Here is a 12,534-nt window from a genome sequence, read left to right as displayed (position 1 = left end):
GCTCCTGTTACAGTGGGTATACGGTTGCCGAATCATTGCTATCGGTGGAGGCGCCCAGGAAGTAATGGCCGGTTACTTCTGTATCAATTGGCTGGTAAGGCAGAACGGCCGTTACATCACCATCGTAGGTGGCCAAACCGAAATAGAATTGACCGGTAGATTCTCCGGCTAGATCCAGCCTATCGATGTGCCGACTGACTGGCTTGGCATCATCAATAAGACGTTCAATCTCCTGATACATTTCTTCCGTGATGCCAGAGTTCGGTATGGCAATCTTGATCGTGAAGGTTCCACGGGTGCCCGCCGGCTCGGTCTGCCACCATTCCTTTATGGTTAGTGGGTATCCAAGCGGCTCAACTACCCTCCGAATGGCGCCGATTGTTCCTTTCTTCTTGTGAATGTAAAAACTGGTGGCGATAACCTCGCGCTTTGCAGCTTCGCTCCAGGCAGCATCCCAACGGTCGACACTGAAAGCCCAGGCGAGGTAGGGCAGTAGCTTTGCAGGGCAGTTATAGGGGTTCCAAAGGGTGCGAATTGGCACCGGTACCCTCTGAATTTCCGCTAAAGCCTCAGCTGCCGCACGTTCTAACGGCGTAGAGTTGTTAGGCAATAAGGACGTGGGTTCACTCATCGCTGCCACCGATCAATACGCTGGTGCTTGTGCAGTACGCTGCTTCAGTGCCGGATAGCACCAAGTCGCTAGCTGGTTGGGCCAGCTCAACCCGTTGCACGCCCTCAACGTGCAGTGCCGCATGCAGTGCCGATATTCGAATGTCGCGGCCAATGCGGCGCTGCTCGCTCACGTATTTGGTAAGTGCTTCCTGAGCAGCTTCAAGGATGGGTTCCTGCTCAGGCCCTGGGTAGACATACAGAATGGCGTCCACCTGGTAGTTCACGATCGCTGCAGACTGAACGGTTACCCGATCGCCAACGGGCCTGGTGTCCTCATCAGACAGCGCTGCAGCTACGTTATTGATGATCTCCTGACTGGCCGTTCCGTCCGCCTCTGTAGACAGTAATGTGACAGTGACTTCAGCCGGTAAAGGGCTTTCAGCTCTGGCATCTGCCACGCGGCCGTCAGCTGATAGAGCATGGAATTCGTAGGCGCCGGTTGGGCCTGCCACGCTCAGTCCTTCCCATGATTGCTGGGAGCGGATCCTAAGGTTTTCATCGCTTTCGTAGGTAGGCTGTACCGGCGGTATGGCGTTCGGATCGCCGGGATCCACCATCAACCGTTCGGTGTCGAAGTTGGCAACCAGGTTGTCCAGATCTTCATCCTCGGCAAACGCCAGCATGTTCGCCACTGCCGCTTCGTTTACCCGCTTACGCCATACCAGCTCACGGTAGGCATTCTCCTGCAACTGAATGGTGAGTGGTTCGGATTCCAGGGCGAGCGTTTCCTCCACCTCCTGGCGACGATCTTCAGGTACCAGGGAAAGCAGTTTCTGTTTCCGCTGTTCCAGGATGGTTTCGTAATCTAGCTCCTCGATAACCTTGGGCTTGGGGAGTCTGGATAGATCAATGGGGCCGCTCACAGCGTACCTCCTACCGGCACGCGGATCTGATCGGATTCACCGGTGTCAGTCCTGGTCAGAGAAATCTCAAGGGTAAAGCGGCCGTCCTCGCCCATGGAGCGGTTGACGTTGCCAACGCGAACCCTTGGTTCCCACTGTTGAATGGCAACAACGGCCGCACTGTAAAGCCTGAGCACGGTGGCACGATTTAGGGGTTGATCAATCAGTTCAGGGATCAACGAACCGAAATCCCGGCGCATAACGCGAGATCCCAACGGTGTTGCCAAAATGGTACCGATGCTCTGACTGATATGTGCTGTTCCGGACAGGTAACGGCCCGTCTCTGCATTCATTCCCATCATTCGACCTTGTAGGTACCCGCACTGGAGCCGCCTGTTACGGGCACTTGCGCGTTCGCTTGAATCTCATCCACCACGGCGTTGGAAATGGCCTCGGCCATCTTTTCAACCCAGCTGAAGGGGCCTGTTTCGTTAGCGCCCTGGGCTTTCATTTCATTGATGATCCGGGTTTTCAGCTGACTCTTGCTTAAGGCCATGGCTATTTCCCCGCTGTTACTGTGCTGGACCCATCACCATGCGGAAGGCCGGTGAAATGGCAGATATGGCCCGTGGTGACGACGGGATTGCCGTTGTTGTGATGGATCTTCAGAGCGTTGACTTTGCAGGTTCCTGCCACCGCTGTAGTGGCGTTTCCGCCTACGTTGACTGTGGCGTCGCCGGTTATGTTGATGTTCACCTTTCCGGGAAAGCTGGCGACCAGCTCTTTCTTCACATGGTCGTAGGTGATGCTGGCACCGTCCGGGTAGACCCGCTTATGCTCGTCGGCGCTGTCGGAGGGTGCGTTCTGCTTATATAGCCCGGTCACAATTATTGCCTGGGCCAGGTCGCCAGACGGCGAGAGAAGGACTACTTGTTCCCCAACGGTGGGTGGATCCCATTCCAAGCTGGTTCCGGTTCTTGCTGATACCCATGGCTGCCAGCCTGTCAGGTTGTCGCCAGCCTGGACGCGGGCACGTGCGCGCGAAACATCGACTTCGGCCACTTGGCCGATTCGGACAATGTTGTTGATCAGGCGGAAGGCTTCAGCGAGTGTGTTCATGGGGCCAGTTTGTATTTTTGGGCCCAACAATAAGAAGCCGTTGACGTTGTAACGGTTAGCGGAACAAAAAGCAGGGTTTAGGGCTGGATGTGTTCCAGGACGCGGTCGGCGATGAGTTCCAGGTCGCCTCGGCCAAAACCAATAAGGCGACGTGCAGGGTAGTCGTAGATCGGGCCGTTTTTGTCCACTTTTGCACGCAGTCCGTAGTGGTGAATCACGGCGATGCGGGCTGCTGGTCCGGCAAAAGCCAGGCCGGCGGAATCCGGGCTGGTTCTGATCTTGAGGTACTTGGCTGTCCTCAACTTGGTAAACATGGCCTTTTTGCGAATCTGGCCGCGTTTACCGCGTAGGTTCCTTTTCTTTCTCGGGTCCCATTTCTGTCCATCGGGCCCTTCCTGGGCTTTCATCCGCTCCTGGTTCTCTTTCCGGAGATCCCGGGAAATGGTTTTCATCAGCTTGCGGCGTTCGGCTGGATCCATCTTCCGCAGCAGCGGTTCCACCCAGCCAGCGAGGGCGTCGATGTCGTCAGTCATCGCCCGGTACCTGTTCGGTCAGGCCGTGGAGGTCCATGATGATCTGCCACTCGGAATCCGGGTTCATTTCCAACTCTGGCTCAGGCAATACGTGCTCGGTCTGGAAACCAGTCTCCAGCGCGGACACGATCACCCGCTCGGTCACGTTCACAGTGATGCTGATGTCGTAGCTGTTGTTGTTCAGGAGCTCGGCCTCAAAGCTGATGGAGCGTTGCGGGTCCGCGCCAGGCTCACGGTATGCCAGCCAGGAGAGAATGGGCAGTATCAGGAGGTCAAGATCGCCGCTGTAATCGGTGACGATAATTCTGATCGGAAGGGTATACATGTGGCTGAGGTTCGGGCCCTGCCAGAATTCGATGTTTCCATCCTCGATGAAACTCAGAAGCTTATCCGGGTTCCGCTTGAGGTCCGATACATTGGCCAGTATGTGATTTCGGAGGTCGGCAAGTTTTTTCATTCTGGCTCCTGCGTGCTCATCTGCTGGGCTTTCTGTTCGCAGCTTTCGATCTCGTCCCAGATTTCAGTCATGCGATCGTTCTGGGTAGTGAGTTTGATGCTGTACCGGTCAATCAGATCCAGCAGGTCGCCGTTCTGGTTCATCCACTCCCGGCCCGGGTGACGCTCCTGAATCGCCAGTGCCTTCACGTTGCTGCACACCAGGTATTCCGTTGTCTGGATGTATTGGACCTTTCCGGAGCAGGCGGACAACAACATCAGGGAGCTCAGTGCGAGCCCAGTTACGATAGGCTTCATTCTCTTTCTCCAGTTGGGCCCGGGCTGCTCTTTCAGCCTCGAGGGCAGCTTCCAGGTCGGAGCCCTTCGACTTGATTCGTTCAATCCGCTCAGCCAGGCGGTCTCGGGCCTCTGTCATCTCCGTGAGTCTGGCCTGTGTCTGCTCTGCCTCTTGTTTCTGCAGGTTCAATGCCTGGGCGGTTGATGCCAGTTTCGCGCTGATTTCCATGTTGTTATCGATGCTGGCCCAAAGGGCTCCGCAAAGCGCCGTAATGACCAGCCCGATTACCAGGTAGAACTTCATTTCTGCTTTCTTCCGCTGTTGACGTAGAAACCGAACCACGCGGCCGCACCGGTCCAGATCACGTTCGCGTAGAATTGCTGAGCTGTGGTGGGCATTTCCAGGGCGATGAACCACTGGTGAGTGTCGAAACAGAGCCAGCCGTAAAGGATCACTAGGAGCCTGGGGACTACTCGCCAGGCGTCCAGCTGTTCCGGTGTCAGTTTCACGAGATTCGCCCCACAGCGCGGAACCGGTCATAGGCGGCCGCCATCTTGGTGTCGTACTGGTTTCGGGCGTAGGCGGGGCCATTGTAACGCTCTGCGAAGGCTGTCCAGTCTCTGTTCTTCAGCGCCTGGTGCAGGGCCTTGTCCTTTTTGATGAACCGGACGAACGCCTCCAGCTGCTCACCTTCGCTGCGGTGCATGGCTGCCCAGAAATCAAACGGGGACGAGTAGCCCAGGGCCTGCCAGTGGAAACCCATAATCTGGAAAAGGCCCCAGCTGGCTGACTCGATGGCGGTAGGTTCGTGGATGCTTCGTGCCCGGCTCAGGCGTCGCCATTCCCCTTCACCGCCTACATACCCGCCTGGCTTTGCGTTTACGATGCCAGGCGCCTTGGCGGCGTTGTGCCCGCGTTCGGAAGGGTGTAGGCGGCGGTACATGATGTGCCGCTCAAAAAGGATCACCGGTTTGCCGGAGGGGAGGAAGCCGGATTCCTTACTCTCTACTTCTGTTACAGCCTTGATCGCGGCGAGCTGCACGCCCAGCCGTCGGGCCGCATATTTCAGGTCATCCTCACTCAGCAGCTTGTCTGGGCTGAAGCTGTTGGATGGTTCCAGGCGGGCAAGAGTAGCCGGGCCGGCGATGCCGTCAACCATGAGGCCGTTCTGGCGTTGGAAGCGTATTACGGCATTTTCTGTCGATTCCCCAAACCAGCCGTCCACCTCGATAGCGGCCCCAAAACTATTCAGACTGGCTTGCAGGGCTGAGACATGCTGGCCTACATCTCCGATCTTGATCATTATGTCGTGGCTCCTATGACAGCGGCTGCAGCGCTGAACAGCTCTTTGCGCATGGCAAATGCGATACCAGCGATACCGATGATTACCCAGACAGCGCCAGCGAAGAACCACACCTTTCTGGCCAATCCGGTCACGTTCTTATCCAGGCGGTTTATGGCCCCCTGCATGGCAGATTCACCCTTTTCCATTCGCTGCTGGCTGTGTTCCAGGTAATCCTTCAGCGCCTGTTGGGTTTCCTTGTGGTTCTCTTTCTGGTCTTCAGCGAGGTTCTGAAGGTCTTTGTGCAGCCCGGCGACAGCGCTTTCCAGCGCATTCACTCGTGGGTGAAGATCCTCCAGGTGTCTCAGCCTTGCCGCCCAATCCAGGGCGACCATCTCTTGCAGTTGCATAGATTCAGCCTTTTCTGGCGGCATGCCGTCTCCCTAATTCCACAACTGGACGGTCGCTTGGGTGGGTTTGGCTGCGACTTCTGGCATTTTGATCACGGTGCCGATCGGCAGTACCGGCCCCAGATCGGCGAGGCCAGGGTTCGCGGCAAGAACTGACTCAGTGACGCCAGCGGTGTAGCCGTAATAGCGGAAACAGACCAGGTCAACGGTATCGCCCTGGATGGTTCGAACCTCGTCCATCAGATTAGCTCCACGGTGGTGCGATTGGCGCCCCGGATATCGGATAACGCCCAAGCAGCATCACGCCTGAGATCATCACCGGTCAGATCCATGGCCTCGGCCCTGGCTTCTCCTTTCCCTGTGGAGTCGTAATCCCGGTACCGCTCGATCAGGTTGGCCTTTGCCAGACACCAGACTGCCCGAAGGTATAGGCGCACGTTTGTGCCGGATGGTTGCCAGTCGGCATCTTGCACGTTTTCCAAGCTGTCGAAGCCGAGATCCTTCTGAGACTTCATGTAATCGGCCAGAGAGCGATTGGCATCGAACATCGCGGCCTCGAGGGCGTGCTGGGCTCGCTCGTCGGTGACGGTGCCGTCCAGGCGCATCGAATCGCGGAATTCCTGAAGGTTCAGGTCCGGGAAAAAAGCTGCGTTGGTGATGATGACGGGCTCGGTGGTGCCACCGGCTGCGATCAGGCTCATACTGCCTCCGGGTGAAGGCGGTGGACGGGGCCGTAGAGCTTCCGGCGTGGCCTTGGCTCAGGGCCCCGTGCCGCCTGGCGTCGGGGTGCCGACTCGGGTCCGGTTATTGGCCGGAATTCTTCAGTTCCTTTTTCAGGCGCTCGATGTCCTTTTTCACGCCGATCTTGTCGTTCAGCTTAAGCGCCCGCTCATAGGCGGCGACTGCGGCTTCGGTGTGACCGGTGTTGTCCAGAATCGAACCTTCAGCCTTGAAGAGCTTCGCCTTTACCTGGTCGTGCATGTCCGCATCCGCGAACAGGGCCAGGCAACGCTGGAGCTGTTCCAGAACCTCTTCCTGGTTCTCGGCTTCCTTGTCCAGTTTCAGGGCAAAGTCGGCCACTTCCTCAGAGGCGAGGGCCGCAGTGCTTCGCTGGTACCGGTCCGGCGTTTCCAGCCCATGGTTTGCAGCGTACTCGGCGATATCCATTGCCGTGGAGAGCTCGCCCACATCCAGGTACCAGACCATCAGGGTCATAAGCACATCGTCCTGCTGGCCTTTGCCACCTTCCAGAACACCCTGAACATAGCCTTCGTAGTTCGGCAGCAGTTCCCGCTTGGCTTCGATTTTGCGCTCGATGCTCTGGATGTCTGACAGGCGCCGGATATCCTCGACGATCGCGGCCTTGTGGAGCTCATAGGAATCACCTTGTGGCCTGGCCGGCGTGGCCTTTGACGCCTCTGCTTTCGCCCGGGAACGATCGAAGTGCATACGGGCAGGGCTTGGCCGAGGTTTGCCACCCTCTCCACGGTTATAAGGATTGGGACGCTCCTTGGCTGGGGCCTGTTCCTGGGCTTTGGCCTGGGCTTCCTTTCGGGCCTTCTCCATATCCTCGGCCGCAGCCGCCTCGCGGGCGGCGCGGACCTTCTCAAAGCGTTTCTTTGCTGGGCTGACCATCAGTCCTCCTTACACCTGCGTGATGTTTTCAACGACTGCGCCGGCACCGAAATCCTCGATCACGTAGGCATCGTTGGAGGACTCGAAGTTCTCGATGCGGCTACGGCGCGGGTTGTCGATGATGTGACGGCGGCGGCCACCTTGCTGCCAGTAGATGGACAGGTTCTCCAGGGTGGTGATCATCAGAGTGCCATCCGGGATATAAGGCACCTGAATGCCCTGCAGGCCGCCGATGCGCTTCTGGCTCACCAGCAGATCCAGTGCCTGCTGTTCGGTCGGGGCGTTGGACTGGTTGATCAGCGGGAAGTACTTGTCGGACATCAGCGTGCGGCCAACCAGAACCACCATGTCCGGGCTTTCCCGGTACCAGGGATCGACCATGCTGTTCAGCACGTCGAACACCAGAGCGTCGAGGTTCTTGTAGTCGCCGGTGGCGCCGATGGTCACCTCACCGGATGCGGCAACCACCTCAGTCAGGACGCGCTCCGGTGACTGCTCGCGATAATGCTGCAGCCAGCCCTTGTTCACATCCTGCAGGAGCGGGTTTGTAACTCGATCAGTAGCAGCAGCCGCGCTGGTACCGTTCCAGCCGATCATGATGCGGTCCAGGGCCTGCTGGCGCACGATGGCGTCGCGCAGCATGGCCTGGAAGTTCGGGAATTTGGCCCAGGCATCGATTTTGGAGTAGGGCACGGCGGTGTCGAACTCGGTCAGGAAACACTCGTAGCCGTTGCCGGTGGTGTCGCTGACGTCGGAAGGGGTCCGATCGTTGGCGCTGACATCGGTACGGCCGGCGATGGTGGAACCTACGCCCAGGCCAACCTTTTCGCCCTTGATCTCGTCCACACCGATCATGTTGATCCGGCTCAGGAAGTCGCTGGACTCCTGCATGCGGCGTTCCAGCGTTTGCTGGACACTGGGAGTGACCGCGAAGGTCTCGGCGGCGGATTCGACGCCATTAAGCTCCGCAATCCGACGACGGAGCTGGTTGAACTGTACTCGGGATTCATTGCGCATAGTCTGACTTCCTTCAGCAGTCGGTGAGGATTGCGTTTTCGCCACCGGTGGCGGGCGGACGCTGGCTGTGGTTGTGGGGGGACTTCTCCAGCTTGGTCTTCAGTTCGTTGAACTGTTGTTCCAGTGCTTCATGGTCCTTCTTCAGCTGGGTGTAATTGCCCTGGGTTTTCTCCAGTTCGCCCCGCAGCTCTTGGGCCTCAGATACGAACAGGCCCAGCGTGCTTTCCAAGTCCTTTTTAAAGTCGGCAAATTTGGCGGCGCCGGCTTCCCGGTGCTTGGTGAACAGTGCCTTCACCTTGTTGAAAAGGCTGGGCTCGTCGGACTCGTTGCCGGATTCGCTTTCGGTTTCTTCGGTGAAGTCCAGCTCGGTTTCGAGGGCAGCGGTAAACAGATTCTCCGGGCGCTGCTTTCGGTCGTTCAGCGGGTTGGATTTTGCAGTGGCACTGAACTGGAGCATCTCGGTACCGAGGGAAGCGGGCGAATCGGTCACAGCCAGGCCGACCAGGTAGGCTTCGCCGGTATCTGAGAATTCCGGATCCACCTCGATGGAGGTGTAAATCTTCTGACGCTCCTTGTTCATGCTGACCAGGTCGTTGGTCGGCTCGATCTGGGCAAAGAGCTCCATCTTGCCGTCGGCGTTCTCTTCAGCCCGAAGTGCGTGGACATCACCCAGGGCTTTGAACGGGCCATCGGCAAACATGCCGCGCATGTGCTCCAGCCAAACCCGGGCACCGTACTTCTGCGGGTTGAAGTTCTTGGCCATCTGCTCGATCCACGCCCGGCTGATAGCCCGGCCATCGGTAGTGGCGCCTTCGGTGGCCACTCGGAACCATTTTTTCATGTTGCCTCTCCAGTGCCTGTTGGGCGATGCTTACTCAGTTGTCATGCAAGTGCCCCCAGATTCGTGGGAAGGGCATTCAATGCCAACCTGCCGCCTTTGTGTCGATTCCCCATACAAAACACCGCACGCTGAACCCTCGCGCGCAGCCTTTACGCTGGCTGCATGGATAAAGTCGTCGAATCGGAATACAGAGAACAGTTCGTCTCCGCCCGCACTCTGCTGTGGATGGGGTGGCGGCCTTCGCGCATTGCGGAGCACCTGGACATTAGCCCGCAGCTGATCAACGCCTGGCGAAAGCGATTCAAATGGGACGACGCTCCACCGATGGAGCGGGTGGAGAGTTCGCTCGAATCTCGGATGATTCAGTTGATCTTCAAGGACCCGAAGGAAGGGAAGGACTACAAGGAAATCGATCTACTAGGGCGGCAGTTCGAACGGTTGGCTCGTGTCCATAGGTATGAGGAGACCGGCCGCGAATCGGATCTGAACCCGAAGATCCAGGAGCGGAACCGGGCGCCCAGAAAGGCCAAGAACGATATCGGCGAGGAGGGCCTGGAACTGATCGAAAAAGCCTTCGATGAATCGCTTTTCGACTACCAGCACAAGTGGAAGGTGGCGGGCCTTACCCAACGGATCCGGAACATTCTGAAGTCACGCCAGATCGGTGCAACCTGGTACTTTGCCCGGGAAGCGATCGTGGATGCGTTCCACACCGGCAAAAACAAGATCTTCCTCAGTGCCTCGAAGGCCCAGGCCCATGTTTTCCGGCAGTACATCGTCCAGTTCATCAAGGACACTTGCGGGGTTGAGCTCCGGGGCGATCCGCTGGTGCTGCCCAATGGCGCCACGCTCTATTTTCTCGGTACCAACGTCCGGACCGCCCAGAGTTACCACGGCGATCTGTACATGGATGAGTACTTCTGGATCCAGAACTTCCAGGAGTTCCGGAAGGTGGCCTCCGGCATGGCCATGCACAAGAAGTGGAGCCAGACCTATTTCTCCACACCTTCCGCGATCACCCATGATGCCTACCCATTCTGGACCGGTGACCTGTTCAACAAACGCCGGGCCAAGGATAAGCGAGTAAGCATCGACACTTCCCATGCGGCACTTGCCAATGGCATGGCGTGTGGGGATGGCCAATGGCGCCAGATCGTTACCGTCGAAGATGCCATGGCAGGCGGGTGCGACCTGTTCGATATCGACCAGCTGCGCCTCGAGTACTCCGATGATGAATACGCGAACCTGCTGATGTGCCAGTTCGTGGATGACACCCACGCCGTGTTCCCCTTGGCCAAGCTGCAGCGCTGCATGGTGGACAGTTGGGTGGAATGGCGAGATCTGAAGCCGTACACCGATCGACCGCTCGGTGATGGTGCGGTCTGGATTGGTTACGATCCGGCAGGCGGCAGCGAGGATGGAGACGGAGCCGGTGTTGCCGTGGTGTCTCCATCAAGATCCAACCTCAAGCCCCACCGGGTAATCGAGAAACAGCGCTTCCGGGGCCTGGACTATGAACAGCAGGCCGAGGAGATCCGCAAGCTCACCCATCGCTACAACGTCGCCTATATCGGCATCGATACCACCGGCCTGGGTGAAGCTGTCGCCGAGTTAGTGGAGAAGTTCTTCCCCGCGGTAACACGGTTCAACTACAGCCCGGACGTGAAAGCCCGCCTGGTGATAAAAACCCAGAACATCATCGATCGAGGCCGCCTCCAGTTTGACGCGGGCTGGAGCGATTTGGCCCAGAGCTTTATGGCCATACGCCGGGGGATGACCGATTCCCAACGCCACATCACCTACAAATCCGGCCGTCGTGAAGACACTGGCCACGCCGATCTGGCATGGGCGGTTATGCACGCACTGGCAAACGAACCCCTCGAAGGGCCAACCGAACAAGGTGGCAGCATGATGGAGATTTATTGATGACCAAACCGCACGTTGAAGCTTTCACCTTCGGTGACCCGGTACCGGTGATGGACCGGTATGACATGCTCTATACCGGCTGCTGGATGGCCGGCATGGACTACTACGAACCTCCGGTGGATCAGTCGGCGCTGGCCAAGTCTTACCGCGCAACCGCTCACCATGGCAGTGCGCTCCAGGTAAAGCGGAACATCCTGGTGAAGTCCTTCCAGCCGACGGAATACCTCAGCCGGCAGGACTTCTCACGGATGGCGCTGGATTACCTGGTGTTTGGCAACCTCTATGGGGAGCAGCTGACCAACCGGCTCGGCAATCTGGTACGGATCCGGCCTGCTCTGGCGAAGTACTGCCGCCGAGGTGTGGAGGAGGATCAGTACTGGTGGGTGCACGATTGGGAGCAGAAGCAGGAGTTTCCTCGAGGAAGCATTGTTCACCTGATGGAGCCCGATATCGACCAGGAGCTATATGGCGTTCCGGATTACATCGGATCCCTGCAGTCTGCCTGGCTGAATGAGAGCGCCACACTGTTTCGCCGGAAGTACTACCAGAACGGCAGCCACGCCGGCTTCATCATGTACATGACCGATCCCGCTCAGAATCAGGAAGACATCGATGCCCTTCGCAAAGCTCTGCGGGAAAGCAAGGGCCCGGGCAACTTCAAGAATTTGTTCATGTATGCCCCGAACGGGAAGAAAGACGGCATGCAGGTTATCCCGGTCAGTGAGGTCGCGGCCAAGGACGAATTCTGGAACATCAAGAACGCCACCCGTGACGACCAGTTGGCCGGCCACCGCGTGCCGCCCCAGCTGATGGGCATCATTCCCACCAACACCAGCGGCTTCGGCGATTCTGAAAAGGCCGCCAGAGTCTTCGCAGCCAATGAACTGGAGCCACTGCAGGAGCGGCTGCTGGAAATGAACGACATCGTGGGCAAGGAAGTGATCCGCTTCCGGCCCTACAGCCTGGGCGAACCTACCACCTGAACCTCTTTCGACGACTGCGTCAGCGCTTGGCCACCTTCGGGTGGTCTTTTTTTGTGCCCGATATCAGCCACCCCCGGGCAGGGGTGCCCACCCCCGACGCTCGCGGTCACCCCACCCCGCCTGCGCGCTCTTGATACAAAGGTTTTTCAACGGGCCGGAATTTCAAACGCGGCAAGAGCTGTAAGTCATTGATTGATGGTCTGCCGGTTCCTGAGAAGTAGGGGGGGGCTTCGGAAAAGTGTAACAACGTAACAATGCCTGAAAAAAGCTTGTATGTGTCTGAAATAAATGGATAAATCCTGTTACACCTAAAGTGCAACAAAACGTAACGGAAATGCTACATCGTTGATTTTATTAGGGGTAAGTTTGCCAGTTTGTTACGTTTGCAAAGTGTAACGGTGTTACGTTTTAACCTTCAAAAGTGTAACAAGTAATTGTCACTATAATCAGATAGATAGAACTAAATGTTACACTTATTACAGGTGTTACACTTTTCCGAAGCCCTCCTGCATTCTGAGCCAGCCCGCCCCACGCGCACGCA

The 12,534-nt window shown here is 57.6% G+C and carries 18 protein-coding genes; 2 read left to right on the top strand and 16 right to left on the bottom strand.

Annotation, left to right across the window (positions count from 1 at the left end; all coding sequences use genetic code 11):
- Nucleotides 1-7: 7 nt before the first annotated feature.
- The 16 genes from EDB94_RS18510 to EDB94_RS18440 form a co-directional block, all read right to left on the bottom strand.
- Nucleotides 8-631: a phage tail protein I gene (locus tag EDB94_RS18510; protein WP_108019146.1), complete on the bottom strand. Its 624-nt coding sequence runs from the start codon at nucleotides 629-631 to the stop codon at nucleotides 8-10.
- The gene (locus tag EDB94_RS18505) at nucleotides 624-1,535 is read right to left on the bottom strand and encodes a baseplate assembly protein (RefSeq protein WP_108019147.1); all 912 of its coding nucleotides are present in this window, start codon (nucleotides 1,533-1,535) and stop codon (nucleotides 624-626) included. The genes EDB94_RS18510 and EDB94_RS18505 overlap by 8 nt, the downstream gene beginning before the upstream one ends.
- Nucleotides 1,532-1,867 (bottom strand): GPW/gp25 family protein, encoded by a 336-nt coding sequence (locus tag EDB94_RS18500; RefSeq protein ID WP_260312631.1) that lies wholly within the window; start codon nucleotides 1,865-1,867, stop codon nucleotides 1,532-1,534. Before EDB94_RS18500 ends, EDB94_RS18505 begins: the two co-directional genes overlap by 4 nt.
- 5 nt (nucleotides 1,868-1,872) lie before the next feature.
- Nucleotides 1,873-2,070, bottom strand: a complete 198-nt coding sequence (locus EDB94_RS18495; protein ID WP_108019149.1) for a hypothetical protein — start codon at nucleotides 2,068-2,070, stop codon at nucleotides 1,873-1,875.
- 2 nt (nucleotides 2,071-2,072) lie between these two features.
- On the bottom strand, nucleotides 2,073-2,633 hold the full coding sequence (locus EDB94_RS18490) for a phage baseplate assembly protein V (protein ID WP_108019150.1): 561 nt from the start codon (nucleotides 2,631-2,633) through the stop codon (nucleotides 2,073-2,075).
- A 77-nt stretch (nucleotides 2,634-2,710) separates the two neighbouring features.
- Complete coding sequence (locus EDB94_RS18485; RefSeq protein WP_108019151.1) at nucleotides 2,711-3,166, bottom strand: phage virion morphogenesis protein; 456 nt, start codon at nucleotides 3,164-3,166, stop codon at nucleotides 2,711-2,713.
- The gene (locus tag EDB94_RS18480) at nucleotides 3,159-3,623 is read right to left on the bottom strand and encodes a phage tail protein (protein WP_108019152.1); all 465 of its coding nucleotides are present in this window, start codon (nucleotides 3,621-3,623) and stop codon (nucleotides 3,159-3,161) included. Before EDB94_RS18480 ends, EDB94_RS18485 begins: the two co-directional genes overlap by 8 nt.
- The gene (locus EDB94_RS20645; RefSeq protein ID WP_146162222.1) at nucleotides 3,620-3,919 is read right to left on the bottom strand and encodes a hypothetical protein; all 300 of its coding nucleotides are present in this window, start codon (nucleotides 3,917-3,919) and stop codon (nucleotides 3,620-3,622) included. Before EDB94_RS20645 ends, EDB94_RS18480 begins: the two co-directional genes overlap by 4 nt.
- Nucleotides 3,920-4,198: 279 nt before the next feature.
- The gene (locus EDB94_RS20640) at nucleotides 4,199-4,408 is read right to left on the bottom strand and encodes a hypothetical protein (protein WP_146162223.1); all 210 of its coding nucleotides are present in this window, start codon (nucleotides 4,406-4,408) and stop codon (nucleotides 4,199-4,201) included.
- Nucleotides 4,405-5,202 carry an N-acetylmuramidase family protein gene (locus tag EDB94_RS18470; RefSeq protein WP_108019154.1) on the bottom strand — a complete coding sequence of 266 codons (798 nt, stop codon included), beginning with the start codon at nucleotides 5,200-5,202 and terminating at the stop codon, nucleotides 4,405-4,407. Before EDB94_RS18470 ends, EDB94_RS20640 begins: the two co-directional genes overlap by 4 nt.
- Entirely contained in the window at nucleotides 5,202-5,591 is a 390-nt protein-coding gene (locus tag EDB94_RS18465; protein ID WP_146162224.1) for a hypothetical protein, read from the bottom strand. The genes EDB94_RS18470 and EDB94_RS18465 overlap by 1 nt, the downstream gene beginning before the upstream one ends.
- A 33-nt stretch (nucleotides 5,592-5,624) precedes the next feature.
- Nucleotides 5,625-5,834 carry a tail protein X gene (locus EDB94_RS18460; RefSeq protein WP_404935314.1) on the bottom strand — a complete coding sequence of 70 codons (210 nt, stop codon included), beginning with the start codon at nucleotides 5,832-5,834 and terminating at the stop codon, nucleotides 5,625-5,627.
- Entirely contained in the window at nucleotides 5,831-6,292 is a 462-nt protein-coding gene (locus EDB94_RS18455; protein WP_108019157.1) for a head completion/stabilization protein, read from the bottom strand. Before EDB94_RS18455 ends, EDB94_RS18460 begins: the two co-directional genes overlap by 4 nt.
- Before the next feature lie 103 nt (nucleotides 6,293-6,395).
- Nucleotides 6,396-7,226 (bottom strand): phage terminase small subunit, encoded by an 831-nt coding sequence (gpM, locus tag EDB94_RS18450; protein WP_219908280.1) that lies wholly within the window; start codon nucleotides 7,224-7,226, stop codon nucleotides 6,396-6,398.
- A 9-nt stretch (nucleotides 7,227-7,235) separates the two neighbouring features.
- Nucleotides 7,236-8,243: a phage major capsid protein, P2 family gene (locus EDB94_RS18445; RefSeq protein ID WP_108019158.1), complete on the bottom strand. Its 1,008-nt coding sequence runs from the start codon at nucleotides 8,241-8,243 to the stop codon at nucleotides 7,236-7,238.
- A 13-nt stretch (nucleotides 8,244-8,256) separates the two neighbouring features.
- A complete protein-coding gene (locus EDB94_RS18440) occupies nucleotides 8,257-9,084 on the bottom strand; it encodes a GPO family capsid scaffolding protein (protein ID WP_108019159.1) in 828 nt (275 codons plus the stop codon).
- A gap of 162 nt (nucleotides 9,085-9,246) precedes the next feature.
- On the opposite strand from EDB94_RS18440, the gene EDB94_RS18435 reads away from it, so the two are divergent.
- A complete protein-coding gene (locus EDB94_RS18435) occupies nucleotides 9,247-11,010 on the top strand; it encodes a terminase large subunit domain-containing protein (protein WP_108019160.1) in 1,764 nt (587 codons plus the stop codon).
- Nucleotides 11,010-11,993: a phage portal protein gene (locus tag EDB94_RS18430; protein ID WP_108019161.1), complete on the top strand. Its 984-nt coding sequence runs from the start codon at nucleotides 11,010-11,012 to the stop codon at nucleotides 11,991-11,993. Before EDB94_RS18435 ends, EDB94_RS18430 begins: the two co-directional genes overlap by 1 nt.
- Nucleotides 11,994-12,534: the final 541 nt, after the last annotated feature.

This window comes from Marinobacter sp. 3-2, assembly GCF_003751355.1.
GTDB lineage: Bacteria > Pseudomonadota > Gammaproteobacteria > Pseudomonadales > Oleiphilaceae > Marinobacter > Marinobacter adhaerens.
This window is presented reverse-complemented; position numbering and strand designations above follow the sequence as displayed.